Consider the following 15,532-nt stretch of genomic DNA (forward strand, 5'->3'; position numbering starts at 1 on the left):
CTGCGGATTTGGTTTTATACTGGCGGGCATTATTGGGAGACATCATAAACCTAAATGAATAAAACCTTGCAATACTTGATCTGGCTCCTGGTCGCCGTCGTCGGGGCCTCTGCGGTGGGAGGGATCGCCCTGCATCGCGGCGAAAGCATCAACGCCTTGTGGTTCGTGGCGGCGGCGGTCTGTGTGTTCGCGATCGCCTACCGCTTCTATGCGGCCTGGATTGCCGCCCGTGTCCTGATGGTGGATGCCAGCCGGGCGACGCCGGCGGAACGCCTGGATAACGGCCGCGATTATGTGCCGACCAACAAATGGGTGGTGTTCGGCCATCATTTCGCCGCGATTGCAGGCCCGGGGCCGCTGGTCGGGCCGACGCTGGCGGCGCAGTTCGGTTACCTGCCTGGTACTTTATGGATATTGGTGGGCGCTGTGCTGGGCGGCGCGGTGCAGGACATGGTGACCCTGTTCCTGTCGACGCGGCGCAACGGCCGCAGCCTGGGGCAGATGGCGCGTGAGGAGCTGGGGCCGATCGGCGGCTTTGCCGCGCTGGTGGGGACGTTCACCATCATGGTGATCCTGATTGCCGTGCTCGGGCTTGTTGTGGTCAATGCCATGAAGCATAGTCCCTGGGCGACCTCGACCGTGGCGGCCACGATACCCATCGCCATGATCGTCGGCCTCTATATGCGCCACTTGCGTCCGGGCCGCGTGCTGGAGGCCTCGGTGCTCGGCGTGGCGTTGCTGCTGCTCTCGGTGTTCGGCGGAGGCTATATCGACCACCATCCCTACCTGGGCAGCCTGTTCAACCACGACGGGCTCACGCTGGCCTGGTGGGTGATCGCCTATGGCTTTGCCGCAGCCATTCTGCCGGTCTGGCTGTTGCTGGCGCCGCGCGATTACCTTTCCACTTTCATGAAGCTGGGCACCATTTTCCTGCTGGCGGTGGCCATCATCCTACTGCAGCCCGAGGTGAAGATGCCCGCATTGACCCAGTTCATCGACGGCAGCGGGCCGATTTTCGGCGGGGCCTTGTTCCCGTTTGTCTTCATCACCATCGCCTGCGGCGCTGTATCCGGCTTCCATGCCCTGATCGCCTCGGGCACCACGCCCAAGCTGATCGCCAACGAGTCGGATATCCGCATGATAGGCTATGGCGCCATGCTGCTGGAATCGTTCGTCGCGATCATGGCGATGATCGCGGCAACGGTGCTCGACCCAGGCGTTTTCTTCGCGATCAACAGTCCGGCCGGCCTGGTGGGCAAGGAAGCGGCAGATGCCGTGGCGGTCATATCCAGCTGGGGTTTTCCAGTCACGGTGGAGCAGATGGAAACCCTGGCGCGCCAGATGGGGGAATCGACCTTGTTCGCCCGCACCGGCGGCGCGCCTTCGCTCGCGGTAGGCATGGCCAGCATCTTCGGCAGCGCGTTCGGCGAGCACCTGCTCGCGCTCTGGTACCACTTCGCCATCATGTTCGAGGCGATCTTCATCCTCACCACGCTGGATGCCGGCACCCGCGTGGGCCGGTTCATGCTGCAGGACATGCTGGGTAATTTCTGGCCCAGGATCGGCCAGACTTCTTGGTACCCATCGGTATTGCTCACCAGTGCCATTGTCGTGGCAGGCTGGGGCTATTTCCTCTACATCGGCGTGATCGACCCGAACGGCGGTGTGAATATCCTCTGGCCGTTGTTCGGCATTTCCAACCAGATGCTGGCGGCGATTGCGTTGTCGGTAGGCACGGGCATCCTCATCAAGTCCGGCAAGCTCAAGTATGCCTGGGTGACCGGCTTGCCGCTGGGCTGGCTGGTGGTGGTCACCACCACGGCCGCCTGGGAAAAGATCACCAGCGCGGACGTTCGCGTCGGCTTCATCGCGGCGGCCAACGATATGTCGGCAAAGCTCGCAGCGGGAGTACTGCCTCCCGAGAAGGCTGCCGTGGCGCCGCAGCTGATATTCAACCAGCAGCTTGATGCGGTGCTGACCTTGTTTTTCGTGGCGGTGCTATGGATCGTGATCGTCGACATGCTGCGCGTGAGTTACCGCAGCCTGAGCGGCAAGCCGGTACGTCCTTCCGTCGAGTCGGCTTATATCCAGACCAAGCTGGATACTGCCTGGGTGCGCGATTGATGTGGCAGGCATGCCAGCAAGCGGTTGACCGGGCCTGGCGCTTCCTGCGCCAAGTGTCGGGAGATGATGCTTATGAACGCTATTTGTCGCTGTATGCCGCCAACCAGGAACGGCACGGCCACCAGGGGCCGCCCCTTACCAGGGAGGAATTCTTCAAAGCTTGGCAGCAACAGAAATGGGATGGCGTCAAACGCTGTTGCTGACGGCTGGCAACCTAGCGCTAGGGGCAGCAAAACTTGCCATAAGGTGTAGTGAAGTGGTACGGCATTGCGTTTGGTCAGTTGCTCTTAATCATGCCTGCCGGTTGCTAGGCTAGCATCCCGCAGGCCAATGCGCCCACCTCCCTGACCGCCTGTTCTATCGCCAATGTCCATAAGTGGCTGAAATTGAGCCGAATATAGTGGGTCAGGTCTTTCTTGCGCGAGAAGATCGTTCCCGGCGCGACGGTGATGCCGTTGTCGATTGCCGCGCGGTAGAGCATGAGCGCATCCAGTTGCGCGGGCAGCCTGACCCAGATCACATATCCCCCTTTGGGCTCCGAAAGCTGCGTGCCGGCGGGGAAGCTTTCCTCTATCACGTTGCGGATCAGCACATACTGCGAGCGCAGGGTATGCCGCAATTGCTTGAGGTGCTGTTCGAAGCTGTCGCGCTGCATGAATTTCGCAATCGCGATCTGCGGCGCGGAGGGCAGCGACAGGCTATTGAGGAACATCAGGCGCTCCACTTCCTGCCGGTAGCGTCCGGCCACGGTCCAGCCGACGCGGTAGCCCGGCGCCAGGGATTTCGAGAACGACGAGCAATGCAGCACCAGCCCGGAGCGGTCAAACGCCTTGGCAGGCCTGGGCGCCGTTTCGCTGAAGTACAGCTCGCCGTAGACGTCATCCTCGATCAGCGGAATCTGCCGGTCTTCGAGGAATTCCACCAATGCCTGCTTCTTTTGGTCCGGCATGACGAAGCCTAGCGGGTTCTGGAAGTTGGCGGTGAGCACCACGGCGGCAATGCGCACGTTGTCGGTGGTGGCGCGCAATGCATCCAGGTCGATGCCGGAATCCGGGTCGGTACGCAGCTCGGCCACCTGCATGCCCAGGCGCTCCACGGTATGGGCCAGAGCGTAATAACCGGGGGATTCCAGCGCAATGACGTCGCCGGCCTTGGCGACGGCCTGCAGGCACAGCGTAATGGCCTCGGTAGCGCCGTGGGTGATGACGATGTCGTCGGGCGAAACGTCCATGCCGTTAGCCAGGTAGCGGCGTGCAATCTGCTGGCGCAGCATTTCGTTGCCGGGCGGCAGGTCGCTCAGTACGCCCCATTCGCCTTCATCGTCGGTCAGGGCTTTTTCGTACTGGTGGATCTTCTTGAGCGGGAATAGTTGCGGGTCCGGGAAGGGCGAGCCCAGCGGCACGGTGCCGAACTCGCGGATGGACTTGAGCGTGGTAAGCACCAGCTTGCTCGCATCGACCTCGGACAGGTCGATGTCCTTGGACAGCGGCGACGGGTTGCGTTGCTGCAGGCGCTTGCGCGGCGTGACGTAGTAGCCGGACTGGGGATGGCTGCTGATGATGCCTTCCTGTTCCAGCAGCAGATAGCCGCGCAGGACGGTGCTGATGCTCAGGCCGTATTTCTGGCTCGCTTGCCGCACCGAGAAAATCTTGTCGCCGGGCCGCAATACGCCTTCATCGATCATCGCGCGTATGCGGGCAGCAAACGAGACATAAAGCTTCATGTTGGCGGGGCAGGGGTCGAGTCCTTGATGCCTGCCATTGTACTCCAGCCAAGCGCTGGCGCGGCCGGAGTTTTTGCCGGGTGTGGGCTGGAGATCGGCCGGATTAAGCGGCCTGCAGAGCCTGCGAGATTTCCTCTCCGCCTGCCGTCAGCGCGGCGACCAGGCGCTCTTTCTCGGTGGAGACGACGACAAGCTCTTGCTCGCCCAAGGCGGTCATCAGGCGCTGCAACGTGCTCATGCGGATGCCCAGGCGTTTGCAGATCGCGGCCAGCGGCACGCGGGCGCGGCCTTCCTCATGCTCGGCATGCAGGAGCTCCAGGATGCCCAGCATCAGCACCGCGCTTTGGTCGAGCTGGGTATGGTCGGAGGCAAAGTCGCCTGTTTCCTGCTCTGCGCAGTCCCGGTCAAGCAGCATTGGATACCTTCTGTTCTGCCGTCTTCTCGATAATCACCGGGATCGACTTGGAGGTAGGCGTATGCGAGAAGTCGGCCACGCTTTCCAGGGGCACCAGGTTGTTGGTTTCCGGGTAGTAGCCGCCCAGGCAGCCTTGCGGGATGTCGTAGGACACCACCAGGAAGTTGTCGGCGCGGCGGGTGATGCCGTCCTGCCAGACGCTGATCAGGTTGACCCAGTCGCCGGCCTTGAGGCCCATGCGCTTGATGTCTTCCGGGTTCATGAACACGACGCGGCGCTGGCCGAATACGCCGCGGTAGCGATCGTCCATGCCGTAGATGGTGGTGTTGTACTGGTCATGGGAGCGCGTGGTCATGAGCACGAACATCCGGTCGCCATATTGCTCGCGCGCCTGGTGGATAGGCGAGTTGCGCGGGATTTCCTGCAAAGTGAACTCGGCCTTGCCGGAAGGTGTGATCCAGACGCGGTCGCTGGACGGCACCGGCAGGCGGAAGCCGCCCGGGTGCTTGATGCGCTCGTTGTAGTCTTTGAACGCGGCTGGCAGGGTCTGTTCGATGGCGTCGCGAATCTTGCTGTAGTCCTTGATGTATTCCAGCCACGGCGTCTTGCTGTGCTTGAGCGTGGCATGGGCCAGGCGCGCGACGATGGCGGGCTCGGACAGCAGGTGCGGCGAGGCCGGCTTGTTCATGCCGTAGGAGATATGCACCATGCTCATGGAGTCTTCCACGGTCACGCCTTGCGGGCCGGTTTCCTGGGTGTCGATCTCGGTGCGGCCCAGGCACGGCAATATCAAGGCTGCCTTGCCGTGCACCAGGTGGCTGCGGTTGAGCTTGGTGGTGACGTGGGCGGTCAGGTCGCAATTGCGCAGGCCTTCCCATGTGCGGTCGGTATCGGGCGTGGCGATTGAGAAGTTGCCGCCAAGGGCAAAGAAGAACTTGGCCTTGCCGTCTATCATCGCCTGGATGGCGGATACGGCATCGTAGCCAGGTTCTTTCGGCACCTTGATGTCAAATACGCGCTCAAGGCTTTCCAGGAAGGCCAGCGGCATCTTTTCATAGATGCCCACGGTGCGGTTGCCCTGTACGTTGCTGTGGCCGCGCACCGGGCACAGGCCTGCGCCTTCCTTGCCGATATTGCCGCGCAGCAGCATCAGGTTGACCAGGGTCTGGATCGTGGCGACGCCATGCTTGTGCTGGGTGATGCCCATGCCCCAGGTCGAGATCACGCGGTCGCCGGTAGCATAGATGCGGGCCACTTCCTCGATCTGTTCCAATGGCACGCCGGACTCCTCCACGATCAGGTCCCAGCTTTCCTGGCGTGCGTCCTCGGCGATGGCCTCGAAACCGTTGGTGTGCTGCTGGACGAACTCCACGTCCACCACACGCTCGGAGCCGTTCTTGATAGCTTCGTCGTCCCACTGGATGACGAACTTGATCATGCCCTTGATCAGCGCCAGGTCGCCGCCCAGCTTGGGCTGGATGAACATGTCGCTGATCTTGCTGCCTTTGAACGACAACATGTCGAACGGGCTTTGCGGGTCGGCGAAGCGCTCCAGGCCGCGTTCCTTCAATGGGTTGATCGCCACGATGCGCGCGCCGCGCTTGGCGGCCTCGCGCAGCTCGCCCAGCATGCGCGGGTGGTTGGTGGCGGGGTTCTGGCCGAAAATCAGCAAGGTGTCGGCATGCTCGAAGTCGTGCAGCGTCACCGATCCCTTGCCGATGCCCACGGTTGGAGGCAAGGCCATGCTGGTGGATTCGTGGCAGAGGTTGGAGCAGTCCGGGAAATTGTTGGTGCCGAACTCGCGTACGAACAATTGGTAGAGGAAGGCTGCCTCGTTGCTGGCGCGGCCCGAGGTATAGAAAATCGCCTCATTCGGGTCGGCAAGCGCGTTCAGGTGTTCGGCCATCAGCTCGAATGCGCCGTCCCACGACACTTCCTCGTACTTGTCGGTAGCTGGGTTGTAGCGCATCGGGTGGGTGAGGCGACCCTCGTTTTCCAGATCGAAATCGCTCCATTCCATCAACTCGGTGACGGTATGTTTTGCGAAGAATTCCGGCGGCACGCGCTTGGCGGTTGCTTCAGCCGCCACCGCCTTGACGCCGTTCTCGCAGAATTCGAAGGTGGAAGTGTGCTCCTTGTCCGGCCAGGCGCAACCCGGGCAGTCGAAACCGTCAGGCTGGTTCTGCGAAAGCAAGGTTATGACGCCCTTCACGGGAATCTTCTGCAGCGCAAGCTGCGCGGCAACTTGCTTCAGTGCCCCCCAGCCTGCGGCGGGGTGGTGGTAAGGCTTGATGGCGGCTTTAGGTTGCGACATATCTTCCTACGTTTGTTCAAAAAATCGGGCCGGCATCCGTGAAGGCGGGCCGACGCTATGAATACACAATGACGATTGCAACAATCGTAAGGGAGCAAACGGAAGGAAACCAGATACAGAAACGGGGAAATTTTTAGGGTACAGTTTGGAGGGGGATTAGCGGGAATAGCGCTTAGACATTAGCCTTGGGGTAGTCTCTAAGCGCTTGCGCTTATTTCCCGCTACAACGACAGCAATACTGGCTAGGCGGGCGTGAAACCTTCCTGGGCGATCATGCTTTTGGGGATTGACGCAAGCTCACAATCAACAGCCATATCCCCGCAATCACCATTGGCAAACTCAACCACTGTCCCATACTCAAGCCTAGCGACAGCAGGCCGAGGAAGCTGTCCGGCTCGCGCGTGAATTCCACCAGAAAGCGGAAGCTGCCGTAGCCGATCAGGAACAGCGCCGACACCGATCCCCTGGCGCGCGGCTTGCTGGAATACCACCAGAGCAGGATGAGCAGCACGACGCCTTCAAGCAGGAATTCGTAAAGCTGCGAAGGGTGGCGCGCGATATTGTCCACTTGCGGAAAGAGCATGGCCCAGGGCGCATCGCTGGCGCGGCCCCATAGCTCGCCGTTGATGAAGTTGCCCATGCGTCCTGCGCCCAGGCCGACGGGCACCAACGGCGCGACGAAATCCATGATGCCGAAGAAGGTCAGGCCGCGCCTCCTGGCGAACAGCAGCATGGCGGCCATGACGCCGATGAAGCCGCCGTGGAAGGACATGCCGCCTTGCCAGAGGAAGAGAATCTCGTGCGGGTGGGCCAGGTAGTACTCGTGCTGGTAGAACAATGCATAGCCCAGCCTGCCGCCGAGGATGACGCCGAGCGCGCCGTAGAACAAGGCGTCATCCAGCGTCTTGGGCGTCCAGCCTGCCTGCGACCACCACGGCTGGTGGGCGATGCGCCAGCGCCCGAGCCAGAGAAAAGCCAGGAAGCCGATGAGGTACATCAGGCCATACCAATGAATGCCGAACGAGCCCAGGTGGATGGCGACTGGATCAAATTGTGGATGAACAAGCATTGGGATTGGCCCTTGGATTGGAGTAAAATCTCCTAATTATACGTTTAGTTTAGGGTTTTTATGCCGCAATACCGCTCCAGAACCTCCACCCATGGCCGCAATATGGCAGGCGCCCGCGCACTTTGGCGCGCCACCGGGATGAAGGAGGACGACTTCCAGAAACCGATCATTGCGATCGCCAATTCCTTTACCCAGTTCGTGCCAGGGCACGTGCACCTCAAGGACCTGGGGCAGCTGGTGGCGCGCGAGATCGAGCGTGCGGGCGGCGTCGCCAAGGAGTTCAATACGATCGCCGTGGACGACGGCATCGCCATGGGCCATAGCGGCATGCTCTATAGCCTGCCCAGCCGCGACTTGATTGCGGACGCCGTGGAGTATATGGTGAGCGCTCACTGTGCCGATGCGCTGGTATGCATTTCCAATTGCGACAAGATCACCCCGGGCATGCTGATGGCGGCCCTGCGCCTGAATATCCCGGTGGTGTTCGTCTCGGGCGGCCCGATGGAGGCCGGCAAGGTCAACTGGCAGGGCAACGTGCACAAGCTCGACCTGGTGGATGCCATGGTGGCGGCCGCGGACAGCAACGTATCCGATGAAGAGTCCGACGCGATCGAGCGTTCCGCCTGCCCGACCTGCGGCTCTTGTTCCGGCATGTTCACCGCCAACTCGATGAACTGCCTGACCGAGGCGCTGGGCCTGAGCCTGCCGGGCAACGGTTCCACATTGGCCACGCATGCCGCGCGCAAGGAGCTGTTCCTCAAGGCGGGCCGCCTGATCGTGGAAATCACCAAGCGCTATTACGAGCAGGATGACGAGAGCGTGTTGCCGCGCAGCATCGCCAATCTCAAGGCGTTCGAGAACGCCATGAGCCTGGATGTCGCCATGGGCGGCTCGACCAACACCGTGTTACACCTGCTGGCAGCGGCGCACGAGGCCAAGGTGGATTTCACCATGGCCGACATTGACCGCATTTCCCGCGGCGTGCCTTGCGTCAGCAAAGTGGCGCCCGCCACGGCTAAATACCATATGGAGGACGTGCACCGCGCGGGCGGCGTGATGGGTATCCTGGCGGAGTTGAGCCGGGCCGGGCTGATCCACCGCGATACCCCGACCGTGCATAGCCCTACCCTGGGTGAGGCGTTGGACAAGTGGGACATCATGACCACCACGGACGAGGAGGTGAAGAAATTCTACCGCGCCGCGCCAGGCGGCATTTCCACGACGATTGCCTTCAGCCAGTCCATGCTATGGCCTGACCTGGATACAGATCGCAAGGAAGGATGCATCCGCGACAAGGCGCATGCCTATTCGCAGGACGGCGGCCTGGCGGTGCTTTACGGCAACATTGCGCTGGACGGCTGCATCGTGAAGACTGCGGGCGTGGACGACAGCATCCTCAAGTTTACGGGCCGTGCGCGTATCTTCGAAAGCCAGGACGATGCCGTCGCAGGCATCCTGGCCGACAAGATCGAGGCGGGCGACATCGTCATCATCCGCTACGAAGGCCCGCGCGGCGGCCCTGGCATGCAGGAAATGCTCTACCCGACCAGCTACCTGAAATCCAAGGGACTGGGCAAGGCTTGCGCGCTGCTGACCGACGGGCGCTTTTCCGGCGGTACTTCCGGCCTGAGCATCGGCCATGCCTCGCCCGAAGCTGCCGAGGGCGGCGCGATCGGCCTGGTGGAGGAAAACGACATCATCGAGATCGACATTCCCAACCGTACCATCCACCTCGCAGTCAAGGACGAAGTGCTTGCGCACCGACGTGCCGCGATGGAGGCGCGCGGCAAAGATGCGTGGAAGCCGGTCAACCGTCAGCGTCATGTATCCGTTGCATTACGTGCGTATGCTGCAATGAGCACGTCCGCGGCCAAAGGTGCGGTGCGCGACGTAAGCCAGATCGAGAAGTAGGCAGCATCGATAATAATAAAAAGAATTCATCAATCAGTTTTAAAAGAGCGTATGCAATCAGTACACGAATTGAATGCCCGGTACGGGGTCGGGCATAAAATCCATTTTTCCGCAGACCTGAACGGGTTGGTGACGCTGGAAATCGAAAACCCGCATGCCACCGCCAAGGTCGCCTTGCAAGGCGGGCACGTCATGCAATGGAACCCGCGCCATGCCGAGGCGCCGGTGTTGTGGTTGTCCGACCAGGCGCGCTTCGTCGCCGGACGTTCTATCCGTGGCGGCGTGCCGGTTTGCTGGCCGTGGTTCGGCCCGCATGCGACGGACGAGACCCTCTGTCCGCATGGTTTTGCCCGCGTGGTGCCATGGGAGGTGGTCGATGCCAAGCCTGAGGCGGACAACACCACCAGCCTTGTCTTGAGGCTGGTGGAGAGCCGTCAGGTGGAAAAGCAGTGGCCTTACGATTGCGAATTGACCTTGACCGTCAACATTGGCCCGACGCTCAAGATGGCGCTGACTACCACTAATAAGGGTAATGAGCCGTTCGTGATCGGCGAGGCCCTGCATACCTATTTTCAGGTCAGCGATATCGAGGTAGTCAAGGTGCTTGGGCTGGATCATACTGAGTATGAGGACAAGGTCGAGGACTACGCTCGCAAGCGCCAGTCCGGCGACATTAGCTTCAATGACGAGGTGGACCGGGTTTACCTGAATACCGAGTCGACCTGCGTGCTGGAAGACCCGGGCTTGCGCCGCAAGATCGTCATCGAGAAAACCGGCAGTCAATCTACCGTGGTCTGGACGCCATGGGAACGCAAGGCGGCCGAGATCGGCGACCTGGGCAGCCACCATGGCTGGCGGCAGATGGTATGTGTCGAGACCTCCAACGTCAGGGGCAATGTCGTCACTGTCGAGCCTGGCAGCTCTCATACTTTGAGCGTGCAGTACAGCACTGAAAGTTTGTAGCCGGGTGATTGGATTGGCAATGGGTGCATTGCCAATAGCCGGCCGTTGTAACGCGATTCAGCGGGAGTGCAGGCTCCCAAGGAGAATGAATGAAGACAATCATGCGCATATTGGTAGCCGCGAGCTGCTTGCTCATGGCTGGGCAGGCGGCAGCGGTGGATGCAAAGGTGGCGGAGTCGCTGGCACAGAAAAACGGTTGTCTGGCTTGCCACACGATCAAGCAAAAGGTCATCGGCCCGGCATTGCAGGATATCGCGGCCAAGTACCGTGGCCAGCCCGGGGTGGAAGCCAAGCTGATAGGCCGGGTCAAGAACGGCACCAGTGGCGTCTGGGGGCCGGTGCCCATGGGCCCGAACAGCCCGCAGGTGAAGGATGAGGATATCAAGGTCATCGTGCAGTGGATATTGACCTTGTAGCGGTTGCTGCAGTTGCTCCAAGCAAAGCCAGTCAAATGTTTTGGCTGGCTTTTTTGTTGGATGGAATCAGGGCGTCCTTAGGCTAGGCCCAGCGCCTTGAGCTTGCGGTAGAAGCGGTTGCGGCTCATGCCCAGCTCGCGTGCCGCGGCGGAGATATTGCCTTCATGGTGCTGCAGCGCCAGCTTGACCGCTTCATTGGTGATATCGTCGATGGAGCCTGCGGCCAGGGGCGTGCTTTTTTGCCCCGGGGCAATGCTGTCCAGCTCGTCCATGAAGCCGGGAGGCAGGTGCTGCCGCTGCAATGGCTTGCCAGCAGCCAGGGCCAGCATGGTTTTCAGCACGTTGTGCAGCTGGCGGATATTGCCTGGCCAGGGATGCTGGCGGAACAGATGGAGCACTTCGTCGTGGATTTCAACACCGCCGCCGCTTTCCGTGGCCATGATGTTGCGGATGATGGACAGCAGGTCCTGACGTTCGCGCAATGGCGGCAATGTCAGGCTGATGCCGTTCAGGCGGTAGTAGAGATCCTTGCGGAATGTGCCGTCGGCTACTTTTTCCTGCAATTTCTGATTGGTGGCGCTGATCACGGCAAAATCCAGTTTTCTGGACTTGCTGCCGCCCAGCGGAGTGATGCTGCGTTCCTGCAGCACACGCAACAGTCGGGCCTGCAGGAGCAATGGCATGTCGCCGATTTCATCGAGGAACAAGGTGCCGCCATGCGCTTGCTCGATCTTGCCTTGGCTGCCTTTCTGGCGTGCGCCGGTAAAGGCGCCTTCCTCGTAGCCGAACAGTTCCGCCTCGATCAGCCCTTCCGGCAATGCGGCGCAATTGATGGCGACCAGCGGGCCGTCGGCGCGGGCGCTGCCCTGGTGGATGGCGCTGGCAAGCAATTCCTTGCCGACGCCGGTTTCCCCCTGGATCAGGATGGAGATATCCTGGTTCATGACCAGCCTGGCCTGGCTCAATATTTCGGCGATACGCGGATCATCGCCGGTCATGGTGATCGCGGGACCGGTTGGCCTGGATGCATGGCGTATGCCGGCGATCTTGTTGCTGGCTGCTGTTTCCGGTTCAATGCTGAGCCTTGCGTAGACGGGTTCGCCGTTTGCGAGCGTGAGCGTCAGCGGAGCGCTTTGCCGGTGTTCATTGCAGGCGTGGGAGAACGACTCCAGGAACATGGACTGGAAATGCGCGGGCGGGCTTTTCAAGCCCAGCAAGCCCAGCCCATTGCGGTTGATGGCCAGTAGCTCGCCCTCGCGTGACAATGCTGCATTTCCTTCCCATGCCGAGCCGATAAAATCGGCGGAGGTATGGAAGTGCAGTGTTACCGGCCCTTGGTGGCAGGCCCTGAACACGCGATTTTCAATCTGCTGGGCGGCCATCTTCACCAGCGCCAGTGTGTGCTGCTGGTGGGCGGCAAACGCATTGGTGACGTTGAGCGTGCCAAGCAGTTGCTGGTTGGGGCCAAAAATGGGGACGGCATAGCAGCTGAAACCGTGCAGTTGCTCGACAAAGTGTTCCGCGCCTTGTACCGCTACCGGCCGCTGTTCCACAATCGCCGTGCCGATGGCATTGGTGCCGCGCTCCTGCTCGCGCCATGAATAGCCCGGGCTCATGATTTCGCTAGGCGCAAGGTCAACCAGCAAGTGCTGGCCTTCGCTATGCAGGATGACGCCTTCTGCCTCAGTGAGCGCCACCATGCTGTATGAGTGGGCAATCTGCTCGTATAGCGCGGTGATCTCGGGCTTGGCCTGCGTCAGCAGCAAATGGTGCTTGCTGCGTTTCTTCTCCAGCTCCACCCGGTCCAGCGTTGCAGTGCTCAATGGCTGGGAAGCATTGATGCCGTTATCCAGGCTGCGTTGCCAGGAGCGCGCGATTGTCTTGTTCACCACGCCCTCCGCCATATTGCCTTGCTCAAGAAACTGCAGCCTTGCATGCTCGATTTCCTGCAGGGACTTTGTCATGGGGTGGTGCATGGTGGACTTCATGATTGATATTAGGAACTGTTCCCAAATGTAGCACTTGTGCAATTTCGTGACAACTGATTACGGCGGGTTCGAGTCGATAGTTAGGAATAAATTCATATGGCAACGTATTATTTTTTCATGGTTTTCAGGAATTATTCCCGGTGATTGTTTTGGCTGGCATGGGGATTGCTGAATAGGGCCTGCAAGTTGATGACCAGGCATGGTCATGGTGCTGGCTGAGGTGGAGAGCATCGGCCAGCAATAAAACAACAAACATACTATGGAGAATATCCCTTGAAAGCGAAGCATTTGAAAATAGCACTGGGTGCCAGCCTGATCGGCCTGACATCCATCCCTGCTTTTGCAGCAGATGAGCTGGAAAAGCTGATCCAGGACGACAACCAATGGGTAACGCAGCGCAAGGACTATGCCAGCACAGGCTATAGCAAGCTGTCCCAGATCAGCCAATCCAACGTCAAGAACCTGAAGGCCGCCTGGACATTCGCTACCGGCGTTAACCGCGGCCATGAAGGCGCTCCGCTGGTGATCGGCGACACGATGTACTTTACCACCGCATTCCCCAACAATGTCTATGCGCTCGACCTGAACAACGAGGAAAAGATCAAATGGTCCTATTTCCCCAAGCAGGATCCTTCCGTGCAGGCATTGCTCTGCTGCGATAACGTCACCCGCGGCCTCGCCTACGGCGACGGCAAGATCTTCCTGCAGCAGAACGACGGCCAACTGGTCGCCCTGGACGCCAAGACCGGCGCCAAGGTTTGGGACGTAGGTGTTGTCGACGTTAAGCAAGGCGCTACCACCACCAACGCGCCCCACGTGTTCAAGGACAAGGTTATCACCGGATGCTCGGGCGGCGAATACGGCGTCCGCTGCTACCTGACAGCCTACAACATCAAGGATGGCTCGATTGCATGGCGCGCGTACAGCACCGGTCCTGACAGCGAAGTGCTGATCGGCAAGGATTTCAACAAGGACAATCCTCACTACAGCTCGTTGTCCGTATATGAAGACGTAAACGGCGGTAACAAGGAAGGCGGCTCTTTCAAGGCTCTGCCCAAGGAAAAGCTGAAGTTCCCTGAAAAGGACCTGGGCGTGAAGACCTGGCTCAAGCCGCAAGCGACCAAGAACGGCTGGGAGCAGGGCGGCGGCGCGACCTGGGGCTGGTACTCCTACGATTCGGCATTGAACCTGGTTTACTACTCCACAGGCAACCCATCCGTCTGGAACCCAGACGTGCGTCCCGGCGACAACAAGTGGTCCATGACCATTTTCGCACGCGACCTGGACACTGGCGTCGCCAAGTGGGGTTATCAATTGACGCCTCACGATGAGTGGGACTTCGATGCAGTGAACGAAACCATCCTCTGGGATGCGGACGGCAAGAAGCTCGCTACCCACTTTGACCGCAATGGTTTCGGCTACACCCTGGACCGCCAGACCGGCAAGCTGCTGGTGGCGGAAAAGATGCACCCGTTCGTCAACTGGGCGACTGGCATTGACCTCGTGACCGGCATCCCGCAAAAGGACCCCAAGTTCTCCACCCACGAAGACGTGAACGTCACGGGCATCTGCCCCGCAGCGTTGGGCGTGAAGGACCAGCAGCCTGCTGCCTACTCTCCCAAGACCAAGCTGTTCTACGTGCCGCTCAACCACGTCTGCATGGATTACGAGCCTGTGGAAGTGAAGTACGTGGCTGGCCAGCCTTGGGTTGGCGCAACCCTGAGCATGTACCCCGGTCCTGACGGCGTCATGGGCGGCTTCATGGCCTGGGACGGCCTCAAGGGCAAGCAAGCCTGGTACAAGAAAGAGAAGTTCTCGGTTTGGAGCGGCGCCTTGGCGACTGCGTCTGACGTTGTCTTCTATGGCACGCTCGATCGCTGGTTCAAGGCTGTCGACGCCAAGAGCGGCAAGGAACTTTGGAAATTCCGCGTGGGCTCCGGTGTCGTCGGTAATCCGATCACCTATGGTCACAAGGGCAAGCAATACGTCGCAATCCTCTCCGGCATCGGTGGCTGGGCAGGTGTGGCAATGAACCTGGGCCTGACCAACGACAACGAAGGTCTGGGCGCAGCAGGTGGTTACAAGGAGTTGAAGGAGTGGAATGCGGCACCAGGCGGTGGCGCACTCAACGTATTCAGCCTCTAAACCATCTTTAGGCAGTACCCCTGCCGAAAGGCAGGGCTCATCTCCATTTTAGTAGTCCCTTCTTGCCAGTCCCTTGTGGACTGGCTTTTTTTTGCCTACAAAGCCCAGGGCGAGCGTAGTGAAGCCAAGTCGCCGTAGGTTTTAGTCCCGTCTGGCTGCGCCGAGTAGCACAGCTTTTAATGGATCAGGGCTTGCGTCTGTTTGAGCGAAGCGAGTTCAGCAAGACCCCATTAAAAGCGAGCAACGCAGATTGCCCGGAACGTAGTGTAGGGACGCAGACAATCGGGTCGCCTTTTCTTTCGTATATTTCTTTTGGCGAAACAAAAGAAAGATACTCGCCCGGCGGGGCGAAACCCATCCTCTCGTCAATCACAATATGGATGAAGACTAAAAACCGTGGGGTTCGATGGGGTGGTGCTTGGATAGTGAATTACGCAAAAATAGTTTTGACCACTATCGCAAGT

11 protein-coding genes are annotated in these 15,532 nt (G+C 60.1%); 6 read left to right on the top strand and 5 right to left on the bottom strand.

Annotation, left to right across the window (positions count from 1 at the left end):
• Positions 1-54 precede the first annotated feature (54 nt).
• Complete coding sequence (locus ACJSDX_RS10300; RefSeq protein ID WP_407994600.1) at positions 55-2,124, top strand: carbon starvation CstA family protein; 2,070 nt, start codon at positions 55-57, stop codon at positions 2,122-2,124.
• On the top strand, positions 2,124-2,327 hold the full coding sequence (locus ACJSDX_RS10305; protein ID WP_407994601.1) for a CstA-like transporter-associated (seleno)protein: 204 nt from the start codon (positions 2,124-2,126) through the stop codon (positions 2,325-2,327). The genes ACJSDX_RS10300 and ACJSDX_RS10305 overlap by 1 nt, the downstream gene beginning before the upstream one ends.
• 104 nt (positions 2,328-2,431) lie before the next feature.
• Here ACJSDX_RS10305 and ACJSDX_RS10310 read toward each other — a convergent pair whose 3' ends face one another.
• The 4 genes from ACJSDX_RS10310 to lgt form a co-directional block, all read right to left on the bottom strand.
• Positions 2,432-3,847: an aminotransferase-like domain-containing protein gene (locus ACJSDX_RS10310; RefSeq protein WP_407994602.1), complete on the bottom strand. Its 1,416-nt coding sequence runs from the start codon at positions 3,845-3,847 to the stop codon at positions 2,432-2,434.
• A gap of 103 nt (positions 3,848-3,950) precedes the next feature.
• Positions 3,951-4,262: a hypothetical protein gene (locus tag ACJSDX_RS10315; protein ID WP_407994603.1), complete on the bottom strand. Its 312-nt coding sequence runs from the start codon at positions 4,260-4,262 to the stop codon at positions 3,951-3,953.
• Positions 4,252-6,576 (bottom strand): FdhF/YdeP family oxidoreductase, encoded by a 2,325-nt coding sequence (locus tag ACJSDX_RS10320; protein ID WP_407994604.1) that lies wholly within the window; start codon positions 6,574-6,576, stop codon positions 4,252-4,254. Before ACJSDX_RS10320 ends, ACJSDX_RS10315 begins: the two co-directional genes overlap by 11 nt.
• A 271-nt stretch (positions 6,577-6,847) precedes the next feature.
• Positions 6,848-7,645, bottom strand: coding sequence for a prolipoprotein diacylglyceryl transferase (gene lgt / locus ACJSDX_RS10325; RefSeq protein WP_407994605.1), 798 nt, complete (start codon positions 7,643-7,645; stop codon positions 6,848-6,850).
• A 60-nt stretch (positions 7,646-7,705) separates the two neighbouring features.
• Here lgt and ilvD point away from each other — a divergent pair, with 60 nt between their 5' ends.
• The 3 genes from ilvD (at position 7,706) to ACJSDX_RS10340 (ending at position 10,935) form a co-directional block, all read left to right on the top strand.
• Positions 7,706-9,556 (top strand): dihydroxy-acid dehydratase, encoded by a 1,851-nt coding sequence (gene ilvD / locus ACJSDX_RS10330; RefSeq protein ID WP_309564235.1) that lies wholly within the window; start codon positions 7,706-7,708, stop codon positions 9,554-9,556.
• Between the two features lie 51 nt (positions 9,557-9,607).
• On the top strand, positions 9,608-10,519 hold the full coding sequence (locus ACJSDX_RS10335; protein ID WP_309564236.1) for a D-hexose-6-phosphate mutarotase: 912 nt from the start codon (positions 9,608-9,610) through the stop codon (positions 10,517-10,519).
• 89 nt (positions 10,520-10,608) lie between these two features.
• Positions 10,609-10,935, top strand: coding sequence for a c-type cytochrome (locus ACJSDX_RS10340; RefSeq protein ID WP_309564237.1), 327 nt, complete (start codon positions 10,609-10,611; stop codon positions 10,933-10,935).
• A gap of 77 nt (positions 10,936-11,012) precedes the next feature.
• Here the strand turns inward: ACJSDX_RS10340 and ACJSDX_RS10345 are convergent, their stop codons facing one another.
• The gene (locus ACJSDX_RS10345) at positions 11,013-12,899 is read right to left on the bottom strand and encodes a sigma-54-dependent Fis family transcriptional regulator (RefSeq protein ID WP_407994606.1); all 1,887 of its coding nucleotides are present in this window, start codon (positions 12,897-12,899) and stop codon (positions 11,013-11,015) included.
• A 297-nt stretch (positions 12,900-13,196) separates the two neighbouring features.
• Here ACJSDX_RS10345 and ACJSDX_RS10350 point away from each other — a divergent pair, with 297 nt between their 5' ends.
• The gene (locus ACJSDX_RS10350) at positions 13,197-15,068 is read left to right on the top strand and encodes a methanol/ethanol family PQQ-dependent dehydrogenase (RefSeq protein ID WP_407994607.1); all 1,872 of its coding nucleotides are present in this window, start codon (positions 13,197-13,199) and stop codon (positions 15,066-15,068) included.
• Positions 15,069-15,532 lie beyond the last annotated feature (464 nt).

The sequence above is a fragment of the Methylobacillus draconifructus genome, assembly GCF_045984355.1.
Lineage (GTDB): Bacteria > Pseudomonadota > Gammaproteobacteria > Burkholderiales > Methylophilaceae > Methylobacillus > Methylobacillus flagellatus_A.

Coding starts and splice junctions, on each gene's coding strand:
- ACJSDX_RS10300 (WP_407994600.1), top strand. CDS start 55: ATGAATAAAACCTTGCAATACTTGATCTGGCTCCTGGTCGCCGTCGTC.
- ACJSDX_RS10315 (WP_407994603.1), bottom strand. CDS start 4,262: ATGCTGCTTGACCGGGACTGCGCAGAGCAGGAAACAGGCGACTTTGCC.
- ACJSDX_RS10345 (WP_407994606.1), bottom strand. CDS start 12,899: ATGACAAAGTCCCTGCAGGAAATCGAGCATGCAAGGCTGCAGTTTCTT.
- ACJSDX_RS10310 (WP_407994602.1), bottom strand. CDS start 3,847: ATGAAGCTTTATGTCTCGTTTGCTGCCCGCATACGCGCGATGATCGAT.
- lgt (WP_407994605.1), bottom strand. CDS start 7,645: ATGCTTGTTCATCCACAATTTGATCCAGTCGCCATCCACCTGGGCTCG.
- ilvD (WP_309564235.1), top strand. CDS start 7,706: ATGCCGCAATACCGCTCCAGAACCTCCACCCATGGCCGCAATATGGCA.
- ACJSDX_RS10340 (WP_309564237.1), top strand. CDS start 10,609: ATGAAGACAATCATGCGCATATTGGTAGCCGCGAGCTGCTTGCTCATG.
- ACJSDX_RS10320 (WP_407994604.1), bottom strand. CDS start 6,576: ATGTCGCAACCTAAAGCCGCCATCAAGCCTTACCACCACCCCGCCGCA.
- ACJSDX_RS10305 (WP_407994601.1), top strand. CDS start 2,124: ATGTGGCAGGCATGCCAGCAAGCGGTTGACCGGGCCTGGCGCTTCCTG.
- ACJSDX_RS10335 (WP_309564236.1), top strand. CDS start 9,608: ATGCAATCAGTACACGAATTGAATGCCCGGTACGGGGTCGGGCATAAA.